Source organism: Mesorhizobium sp. M7A.F.Ca.US.006.01.1.1 (assembly GCF_003997935.1).
Lineage (GTDB): Bacteria > Pseudomonadota > Alphaproteobacteria > Rhizobiales > Rhizobiaceae > Mesorhizobium.
In genome coordinates, this window is the sequence record NZ_RZQL01000254.1 from 1 (window position 1) to 9,550 (window position 9,550).

Genomic DNA, 9,550 nt, shown 5'->3' on the forward strand with positions numbered 1-9,550 from the left:
GTGCCTGACGTCGGCGGGCTGCCGGTCGAGTCGGCAGCCTTGGTATCGCCGCCCAAGCTGTTGACCCGAGCGGCACCAGCCATGCTTGCCGGGCCGCTCACCCGTTACGGTTTTCGCGACGCCAAGCCGATCAATTTCGGCAAGGGTTCGCCTCGCCGCCTTGCAGTGCACGGCGTCGACGTCTCGCGTTGGCAAGGCAACGTGAACTGGAACAAATTGCGGGCCCAGGGCGCCAACTTCGCCTACATCAAGGCGACCGACGGTGGCGACCACCTCGATCCGATGTTCATGAAAAACTGGCGCAACGCCGACGCCGCCGGCTTGAAGCGCGGCGCCTACCATTTCTTCTACTGGTGCCGCACGGCTGGCGAGCAGGCGGACTGGTTCATCCGCAACGTGCCCAGGGTCGAAGGCGCTCTGCCGCCGGTGATCGACGTCGAGTGGAACGGCGAGTCCAGCTGCAAGCGGCGGCCGTCGCGCGAAAAGGTGCTGGAAAAGATGCAGGTGTTCATGGACAAGCTGGAGCGCCATTACGGCCAGCGGCCCATCATCTACACCGCGCCCGATTTCTACCGCGACAATCTCAGGGGCGAATTCCTCGACTATCCGTTCTGGCTGCGTGCCGTGGCCCAGCATCCGTCAAAGGTCTATCCCGGCCGCAAATGGCTGTTCTGGCAGTATTCCGGCTCCGGCCTGTCGCACGGCGTCACCGGCCGCATAGACCTCAATGTCTTCCATGGCGACGAACGGCAATGGCGCGCCTGGGCTGGCGGACGGCAGACGGTAGCCGACGCCAACTGAGACAGGTCGACCTGCTGATTGGCGGCATGCCCGCGGCGGTCCCACGCGGCAGGGTTGGCAGAGCCCGGTTCTCACCGTGCTTTGGAATCATGCTTCGGAGGTAAAATGCGGATTGGGCACCCCAGTTGGAGACTTTCCGCCATAAGTGGAGCGATCTGTTTGTTGGTGGCGATATCGCCGGCGAACCTGGCGGCCTCGGTTCTCGAAGACACTACCGCTGTCGTACTCGACCGCTGCCTGAACGACGCCGCCGATGCTTCCACGGCCGGTCAAATCGAGTGCGAGGCGACAGCCGCGAGCGACTATGATCGCCGGATGAATGCCGCCTATGCGACGCTCATACGCAAACTGCCGCGCGAGGCGGCTCAACAGCTCCGCCTGTCACAGCACGCCTGGCTGGCCTTCCGCGACAGCGACGCGAAGGCGCGGGGCGCTCTACGAAACCCGGCAGGGCACGATGTACGTGCCCATGCAGGCTTCGGACGCCACCAACGCCATTCGCGATCGCGCGCTCCAGCTGGAAGGCTTTGTTCGCGTCATGGCGATCAACGACTAAAGAGTGCACGGGGCGCACCATCGAGATGGCCCGGCCGGTCACATCAGACTTTGCGAAAATACAAGACATTGCCGCGGCCATGCTGTCTATGTGCGGGTTCCTGCACTCCTGGGGGGAGACGAGTTGGAACTCAAGATCATGCTTGTCGGCTTTGCCTGCGTGGTCGCGGGCGCGCTGTCGTTCATCACCTTCATGAAATGGCGAGAGGTGAAGGCACTCAGCCGCTGGCTGCCGACGCCGGGAAAGATCATCTCGTCGCGCGTCGAGGCACGCGAGGTCAGAAGCTCGGGCGTTGGCTCGGACAGCACTGATACGACCGAAATGCGCAATTTTCCGGCGATCACCTTCGAATACAAGGTCGGCAGCAAGAAATTTCAAAGCTCGCGCTACAGTGTGAAGGAGAATTTGGGAAATTTCGAAGTCGCTGAGACCCTTGCCCAGTTTCCCCGTGGCGCGGAGGTGACTGTCTTCTACAATCCGGCCGATCCGAGCAAAGCCGTGATCGAGCGCACCATGCCGGATGGCGCCTTCAAGTTCATGATCCAGCTCTCGGCCGGAATGGTGGTCGGCGCGCTGGCGCTGGTGTTTTCCGTCGGCGGTCTGCTGGAGGCGATCGGGCCGCATCTGCCCAAGCCGCAGAATCTCGGCGCGGGAGCGCTGCTGCTGTTCATGGGGCTGTTCATCCTGCGCATGGGTTGCGCCCAGAAATCAATGGCGGAGCAGGCGGCAAAATGGCCGGTCGCGGCCGGCCGCATCAATGCCTCGGGCCTGCAGGCGCTCCGAAGCCATTCAGGCTATCGACGCTGGAGCACCGTCTTCAAATCCCGCATCGTCTACGCCTATGACGTCGCCGGCCAGCGCTACACCGCCGATCGTGTGACCTTCGGCGCCACCGTGACGGCTTCGTTGCCCGGCCTCGTCGGCGGCCAGGCACGGCAGTATGTCGAAGGCAGTAAGGTCGACGTGCACTATGACCCCGCCAACCCCGGATCGGCGGTGCTCGAATGCCGGGTCCGGGGACTCTGGCTGCTGTGGATCTGCTCGGCAGGCTTTCTCGGTGGCGCTGCGTTTCTGGTCGGGCTGTTCTGAGGCGCCGGATGCCATCAGCAGCGGACGAGGGGTCCGCTGTCGAAGCCGGGCCAGGTGAACCGCAGCGTGGCCCCATGCCTCACGATATGGATGACACGCGCGAACGGTTCCTCGAGCGACGGGTCAGAGCCGTAGCATTGGCTTGCATGCACCACCCAGCCGGTCGGGCTTTTGCGAAAGGTGGCGCGTTCGCAGCCGAGCTCGGGAAGCGACAGGGCCGACCGATCGACGGTGAAGAGCGTCTGGCGTTGGATATCGGCGGTCGCATTGCAATTCAGCCGGTCGCCGGACCACGTCCCGACATAGGGCGCCGCCGCCAGCGCGGGGCTAACCGCGAATGCGAATAGTGCCATCGTCATCACCAAACGCCGCATCACCGCTCTGTCTCCGTCGCCTCTGCGCTCGACCATACAGACTGACGGACCTTGCGAGGCGCAAGTTTTCGTCCGAGTGCGGATAAATATGATGGCTCGGGATTTCGCTTATGGTTTCGCACGGATGATGCGACTGTGTGGGCAGCCGGGCTTGGCTTCCAACCCTTTCAGAGACATTTGATGATCAACCGCAAACTGGCCTTGGTTTTCGCGGGGCTGCTCGGCCCGATGCAGGCAGCGAGCGCCAAGGAATGTCTGCTGAGCCACGCCACCTATCGGGAGCCGCGCTCGGGCGCTGTCATGCAATTCCGGCCGCTCGCCAACGAGCCGGCGGCGCTGACGACGCAAGTCTTTTCGCTGAGCGTGCCCAACACCGGCATGAGCCTGCCGGCCGACGTCACCTGGACCAACGGCAGGAATTCCTTTCCGCTCGGCACCATCCGCCACACCTGCACCGACGACGACCGCGAAGCGGGGCTGCAGGACGGCAGTGGGCTGTGCAGGATATGGGATGGCCAGGTCTATGCCTTGACCGGCGGTGGCGCCGAACAATTGAATTCGCGCGAAGCGACACCGGCGCCGAAAGGGCTGCTTTTGCCCGATTTCGGGGCGGCTTTCACCGAATGGGCTGATTTCGCCAACACCAATCCAGACGGCTCGGCGTGGGATGCCTTCACTTTGACAGGATGCAGCGATGAATAGCGCCATGAGATCGATCATCGGGGCCAGCGCCCTGCTTGCATCCGCAACGATATCCGCCGTGGCGGACGAGCCGGCGCCGTCGCGCCCGCCGATCGACAAATGCGTCTGGGAAAGACTGACGGACAAGACTGTCGGGCTGGCCGCCTGGGCGCAACGCTGCGACTTCGGCTTTCGCCAGATCCATTTCGAACTCACCGGCAACGCGCTCGCCATCAAATACAGCGACGGCGGCGAGGCCGATCCTCTTGTCGAGGTCTTCGACGTCAAGCCTGGTGAAACCGCCGAGGCTGCCTTACAGCGCCTGTTCCTGAAAAAGACCGACAAGACTGTCAGCGCCGGCTGCGTGCTGACGCCTTACACCGAGAGCACAGTACCCGCCGGCGTCAAACGCTACACATTCAGCCCCGACGCCGCCTATGCGAAAGAGCTGAAAGCACTTGCCGATCCCAACGAGATTCCGGAGCCGCCCTGCGGCGTCTGGGGCGAAATGCCTGACGGCATCCAGTATTTCGAGGTGCCGGCGGGTGAGGGGCACAGCCTGCTGTTTGTGCGCATCGGCCAGGACGAGCCATTGTTTGACGAGCAGACGCTACGCGTCTTGCCGAGGGGGTGAGAAGCGCTTTCTCGCCAGGTCAGGCGGATTCGGTCACCGCACCGATCCGCCGGTAGACGAATGATTCTTCTCTGGAAGGAGCTGTGGCAATGCGCTTGGCTTCGTCGATCAGCATCGCCATGCGAGCATGGATCGGCGATTTCGCGCAAGCCGGGTCCGTTGCAGCGGCATCGCCGGCGATCGCCATCGCCTGACAGCGGCAACCGCCCCAGTCGATCTCGCGCCGGTCACAGCTGCGGCACGGCTCCTGCATCCAGTCCGTACCGCGAAAGGCATTGAACGCAGGCGAATCGGCCCAGATCGAGGACAGCTTGCGTGGTTCGAAACGCTCGAAGCTGAGCGACGGGATCGTCTGTGCGGCATGGCAGGGCAGTACGGTGCCGTCTGGCGTCACCATGAAGGCGTCACGCGCCCAGCCGCCCATGCACGGCTTCGGATAGATCGCGAAATAGTCCGGCGTCACAAAATCGATGTTGATGATGCCGGCCAACCGCTCCTGTGCCTCCGCGACGATCTCCGCCTGCCTGTCGACCGCTTCACGCTCGGGCATCAGTTGATCGCGATTGGTCAACGCCCAGCCGGCATACTGCACATTGGCGATCTCAAGCCTCTCCGCGCCCAGCGAAAGGGCGAGATCGATGAATTCCGGCACTTCCTCGATGTTATGGCGATGGATCGGCGCGTTGATGGTAAGAGGCAGACCGGCGGCGCGCGCACGGCGTGCCGTTTCCAGCTTCTTTTCGTGAGCGCCCTTGTGGTTGCCGATGCGATCGGTGGTCGCCGGCCGTGCGCCCTGAAAGCTCAGTTGCAGATGGTCGAGGCCGGCTTCGGCAAATGCCTCTATACGGCCCTCGACGATGCCAACGCCCGCGGTAATCAGATTGGTGTAGACGCCGCGCCCCGCAAGCCCGGCGATCAATTGCTCGAGGTCGCGGCGCAGTGTCGGCTCGCCACCGGACAGATGCACCTGGAGCACTCCGAGATTGGCGGCCTCCGAGAACAGGGCGAGCCAGGTCTCTGTGTCGAGTTCGCGATTGGCCTTCAGCAGTTCGAGCGGATTGGAGCAATAAGGGCATTGCAGCGGGCAGCGATGCGTCAGTTCCGCCAGCATGCCGATTGGAGGGAGGAGGGGCGTGCTCATAGCCTCACCAACAGCTTGTCCGACCATTCCTGCAGGAAGGCGATGACGTCGGTCGCCACGGCCTCCTGTTCGGCCTCATAATCCGCGGCAAGGCCGGCAATGATGTCGCCGACCGTGGACCGTCCATCGCAGCGACGCAATATGTCGAGACTGACATCGTTCGGCCAGAATATCTTTTCCGGTGAAAGCACGGCGAATGCCTGCCGCACGGAGTCGTATTGTATGCGCACGTGCTTCGGCAGCGAAGGTGCCGATCGCAACGACACCACGGCTCTTTCGCGCAGCGCCATCATAGGGCTGCCTCGGGCTGGAAGGCGCCGGGCGGTATGTTTCCCTGCTCGCCATAGGCGTGTTGAAGCGCGTCAAGCATGGCCCAGAGTATATCGCATTTGAACACCAGTGCATCGATTGCCTGCTGCTGGCGCTCCGCCGTATCGGCATGGCTGAGCACGTAGGCGAGGGCGAAGTCGGCGTCACGCGAGGCTTGTTCGGGCCGTTGCCTGAAATAGGCCAGTGTATCCTCGGTGATGTAGTCGTATTTGGCCAGCATTGCCGGCACCCGCTCGCCGATGATGAGTGGCGAGAACATCTCGGTCAGCGAGGACGCGACCGCCTCGAACAGCGACCGGTTTGTGCAAAAGGAAAGGTAAGCGCCGACCGCGAAGCGAGTCGCCGGCAGTGCCAGCCTTTCGCTCTTCACGGCCTCGGCGTCCAGGCCGAGCGAAGTTGCCAGATGCAGCCAGCGCGCGATGCCGCCGCTCCAGCCGTCCTCGCCGTCATGGTCTTCGATTCGTTTGCGCCAAGCGGCGCGAAACGCCGGATCCTCGGCATGCACGAGGATCATGGCATCCTTGCGCGGGATGACCGCCTGATAGCAATAGCGGTTCAGCGCCCAGGCCTTCATCTCGGCCTTCGACAATGCGCCGCTGGTCATCCTGTGGTGAAAGGGATGGCGATTGTGATAACGCTCGGCGCCAACCTGCCTCAATACGGCTTCGAGAGCGCTCGTGGAGAGTCCGCCTTTTGCTGCATCGCGGAAGTCGCTCAAAATTCCATCTCCATCCCGTCGTTTGCGATTTCCCAGCCTGCCGCCTTGACCGCCGCGTGCTCGGCGGAATTCTCGTCAAGGATGGGGTTGGTGTTGTTGATGTGGACGAAGAGGCGACGGCCGACCTTCACATCGGCCAAGCCTGCGATCGAACCCAGTTCTCCCGAGATCGCCAGATGCCCCATGCGCGCGCCGCTTTTCTGACCGACACCGGCGACGATCATCTCATCGTCGGTATAGACCGTGCCGTCGAACAAAAGACAGGCGGCATCGGTGAGACGCGCGCGTAAGCGGGCATCGATGCGCGCGCAGCCTGGGATATAGAAGACGGAGCCGCGGCTGCCGACGCCGGCAATTCGGACTCCGATCGTGTCACCTGCGTCGGAGCTGAAATTGGCATCCGCATGGTCTCTATCCTCCAGATAGAGTGCTATCTTCCCGGGTACGGGAAAGGGCTCGATCATTACGCCGGTCTCGCGGCCTTCTGCGTCGCGGATGGCCAATTCTTTCCCCGGAGGCAGGATGCGCCGCGGCACAAGCGCCGGATCGAGAACGTTGAAAATCGAATTCGCCTCCAGCGTCGCCAGAACCTGCGCCGTTGCATAGATGGCGAAAGGCTGCCGCTCGCGCAGGCTGAGCAGTCCGGCGATATGATCGACATCGGCATTGGTCAGCACCACCGCGCGAATAGGCGTCGAGCGCAGCGGCGCATCGCCCGCAGGCTGCAATTCAGGTGTTGCAGCGATTTGCTGGCGAATGTCGGGCGAGGCATTGAAAAGAACCCAGCCCAACCCGTCCGCCGAGGCGGCGACACTTGACTGGGTTCGTGAAAGCACGCCGGCCATGCCGATGCGAGCCGCACGACTGAGACGGTAGTTGCAGTTCCATTGCGGAAAGCCGCCGCCCGCCGCCGATCCGATGATCCTCAAATGCATGAAAATGCCCGCGCGCCGGCTTCTCTGACCTGCAGGCAATTTGCAGTCACAAAAAACGCTTCGCGCGCTTTGCGTGCGTCAAAATCTTTCACGAAAATCCCATGCGGCGAGGGGATGCGCGCCCCTGTCGCCAGGGACGCGCACCGCTGCGGCCTACTTCTTGGGAGTAATTTCAGCAGGCAGATACCGTGAAATTTCGAAGCCAGCGGCAACCTGACACATGGTCGGTTTTTTCCAGTTCTTCTTCATGACATTTCTCCTCTTATACCAGCCCGAAGGGACCGATCCTGTCGTTAGCCAACCATTGCAGGGCACCGACGCAATGGCTCGTCCATCAAGTCTCAAAATGGACAAATGAAACAATAGGTTTTGAAAAATTGAAAACAAACTATCGAGAATAATTGCAGTCCTTACTTCAATTGTTCGTTGTGTAGGGTTTCTTCTCCTCCAGTGGAAGGTTTGCATCTTCCCACCCATCGGCGCCGAGCGGATACCAGATTACTGAACTGTAGCCCCACTGGACGGCCCGTTTCGCCGCATTCCACGACATCCAGCAATTCGTCATGCAGTAGAACAAAATCGCGCGCGACTTGTCCGTTCCGGCCGTGGCCGCGAGGCCTTGGCGAAAATAGCCGGCAGTCTCCTGCGAAATAGCGCCGTATCCCACATTGGCCAGCCATGTACTGCCTGGAATGTCCTTTCTGATCTTGTCTCTCCATATCGTTCCTGCCGGCAAATTGGCCGGCTTGGGCGTGTCCGGCATCACGTCGAAGAAGATCGCCTTTTTCGCTCGCCACAGCGCTTCCGCTTCCACCGTCGTCACCACCCTCGCGCCTTGCAGCGTCCGCGGCACCGGCGCCCGATAGTCGTCCATCCGGAAACCGCTGGGTTCGGCAACATCGCCAGCCCATGTCGGCTCGGTCAGACCCAGAAGGCTCGCGGCGACCAGCAAGAAAATAGTCTCCCTTCCATTCATTGGGTAATCAGGTTGTCGTGTTCGTCGATCAGCGGCACGTTGTAGCTCAGCAGGATCCTGGTGATCTCCGCCTGGTTTTCCCTGATCACCCGGTTGAGCGTCCGCTTCCATTCCTGGTCGGACGGACGTACGCCCATGGTGATGCGGTAAGACATGCGCGAGCCGGTTTTTTCCTTCACCAGTGGAACGATCGTCACATCAGCTCCGAGTTCCTTGGCATAGTAACCTGCCATCGGTCCCCACAGCACCGCCGCATCGATCTTGTGTGCCAGCATGTCCTTGATCATGACCTCCCCCATGGATGGGGTGACGCGCGTATCCACCGCAAGCGGATAGATCTTGGCGGTCCGCAGAAGCTTGTTAGCGGCCATGTTGGCGGTTGGCGGCGTGCTTTCAACGACGCCGATCGTTTTGCCGGTAAGTCTGGGATCCTCGATCGTTTCCACGCCTTCCATATCGTGGCTTTTCGGATGCACCAGCACATAGGCGGAGCGATAGTAGGCGTTGGTGTTCTGCACCAACTCATCGCCTTGGGCATAGCCCATGATGATGTCGCATCGGTTGGCCCCCAACGTATTGCGCACGAAGCCGGTGATCGTGGGAAACCAGGTGTAGGAGACGGACTTGCGCCCGGTTTTCGCGGCAACCAGTTCGGCCAGTTTGTTTTCGAAGCCTTCGCCGCTCTTGTCGGTGAAGGGCATATTCGAGGGATCCGCGCAGACGCGCAAAATGTCAGGGTCTACGAGTTCTCCCGCCGCGCCAAGGCCGGCGCTTTGCGCATGCGCGTTCGACGGCAGCAAGGCGAGTGTGCCGAGGATCGGCAGAACGACGCGCAGCTTCAATGCATCGCGGCCGATCATGTCATCCACCCATGCAGGATGCTTCGGCATCCTTCGCCGCCTGGGCCTTGTCTTCGTGCTTGGGCGGCCTTCCGCGGGGCGCCGCGCCATCCGCGCGCGCGCGCAGATAGACGTAGAGATCGTCCAGGTAGCAATAGACGTTCTTGTTGTCGCCAAAGGCAGGCATGACGTTTTCTTTGCCGCCGCCGACATTCTTGCGGCCTTCGGCGACGATCGAGAGGAATGTGGCGTAATCCATGGTTTTCAGGCTGTTGACCAAAGCCGGCGCATAGCTCGAACCTGTCGCGTCCTGTCCGTGGCAGACATGGCAATCGGAGTGATACCGGCGGTAGCCGCTGAACGTGTACCAATCGACGGTTCCGTTTTCGATCTTGTAGGTCGGATTTCCATCCGCATCCAAATACTTGCCGCCTTCTTCCTTCACCGCCTTGGCTTTTTCCATGCTGTCGTCGGCC

The 9,550-nt window shown here is 61.7% G+C and carries 12 protein-coding genes; 4 read left to right on the forward strand and 8 right to left on the reverse strand.

What is annotated here, in order from left to right:
- Positions 1-801, forward strand: an 801-nt coding sequence (locus EN943_RS30665) for a GH25 family lysozyme (RefSeq protein ID WP_127415823.1), incomplete at its 5' end; no start/stop codon positions are given.
- Positions 802-1,480: 679 nt separating this feature from the next.
- The gene (locus EN943_RS30675; RefSeq protein ID WP_245476037.1) at positions 1,481-2,446 is read left to right on the forward strand and encodes a DUF3592 domain-containing protein; all 966 of its coding nucleotides are present in this window, start codon (positions 1,481-1,483) and stop codon (positions 2,444-2,446) included.
- Positions 2,447-2,460: 14 nt separating this feature from the next.
- Here the strand turns inward: EN943_RS30675 and EN943_RS30680 are convergent, their stop codons facing one another.
- Positions 2,461-2,799 carry a hypothetical protein gene (locus EN943_RS30680; RefSeq protein WP_245476038.1) on the reverse strand — a complete coding sequence of 113 codons (339 nt, stop codon included), beginning with the start codon at positions 2,797-2,799 and terminating at the stop codon, positions 2,461-2,463.
- A gap of 201 nt (positions 2,800-3,000) precedes the next feature.
- Between EN943_RS30680 and EN943_RS30685 the strand changes: the two genes are divergently transcribed.
- Positions 3,001-3,522 carry a hypothetical protein gene (locus tag EN943_RS30685; RefSeq protein ID WP_127415825.1) on the forward strand — a complete coding sequence of 174 codons (522 nt, stop codon included), beginning with the start codon at positions 3,001-3,003 and terminating at the stop codon, positions 3,520-3,522.
- Positions 3,515-4,135, forward strand: coding sequence for a hypothetical protein (locus tag EN943_RS30690; protein WP_127415826.1), 621 nt, complete (start codon positions 3,515-3,517; stop codon positions 4,133-4,135). The genes EN943_RS30685 and EN943_RS30690 overlap by 8 nt, the downstream gene beginning before the upstream one ends.
- A 19-nt stretch (positions 4,136-4,154) precedes the next feature.
- On the opposite strand, the gene pqqE is transcribed toward EN943_RS30690, so the two are convergent.
- From pqqE to EN943_RS30730, 7 genes are all read right to left on the reverse strand, one after another.
- Positions 4,155-5,276 (reverse strand): pyrroloquinoline quinone biosynthesis protein PqqE, encoded by a 1,122-nt coding sequence (gene pqqE, locus EN943_RS30695; RefSeq protein WP_127415827.1) that lies wholly within the window; start codon positions 5,274-5,276, stop codon positions 4,155-4,157.
- Positions 5,273-5,566 carry a pyrroloquinoline quinone biosynthesis peptide chaperone PqqD gene (pqqD, locus tag EN943_RS30700; protein WP_245476039.1) on the reverse strand — a complete coding sequence of 98 codons (294 nt, stop codon included), beginning with the start codon at positions 5,564-5,566 and terminating at the stop codon, positions 5,273-5,275. Before pqqD ends, pqqE begins: the two co-directional genes overlap by 4 nt.
- Positions 5,566-6,324 carry a pyrroloquinoline-quinone synthase PqqC gene (gene pqqC / locus EN943_RS30705; RefSeq protein WP_127415829.1) on the reverse strand — a complete coding sequence of 253 codons (759 nt, stop codon included), beginning with the start codon at positions 6,322-6,324 and terminating at the stop codon, positions 5,566-5,568. The genes pqqD and pqqC overlap by 1 nt, the downstream gene beginning before the upstream one ends.
- A complete protein-coding gene (gene pqqB / locus EN943_RS30710) occupies positions 6,321-7,259 on the reverse strand; it encodes a pyrroloquinoline quinone biosynthesis protein PqqB (protein WP_127415830.1) in 939 nt (312 codons plus the stop codon). Before pqqB ends, pqqC begins: the two co-directional genes overlap by 4 nt.
- Before the next feature lie 415 nt (positions 7,260-7,674).
- Positions 7,675-8,235, reverse strand: a complete 561-nt coding sequence (locus EN943_RS30720; protein ID WP_127415833.1) for a PQQ-dependent catabolism-associated CXXCW motif protein — start codon at positions 8,233-8,235, stop codon at positions 7,675-7,677.
- Entirely contained in the window at positions 8,232-9,125 is an 894-nt protein-coding gene (locus EN943_RS30725; protein ID WP_013532072.1) for a quinoprotein dehydrogenase-associated putative ABC transporter substrate-binding protein, read from the reverse strand. The genes EN943_RS30720 and EN943_RS30725 overlap by 4 nt, the downstream gene beginning before the upstream one ends.
- The gene (locus EN943_RS30730; protein ID WP_127415831.1) at positions 9,097-9,537 is read right to left on the reverse strand and encodes a c-type cytochrome, methanol metabolism-related; all 441 of its coding nucleotides are present in this window, start codon (positions 9,535-9,537) and stop codon (positions 9,097-9,099) included. Before EN943_RS30730 ends, EN943_RS30725 begins: the two co-directional genes overlap by 29 nt.
- Positions 9,538-9,550 lie beyond the last annotated feature (13 nt).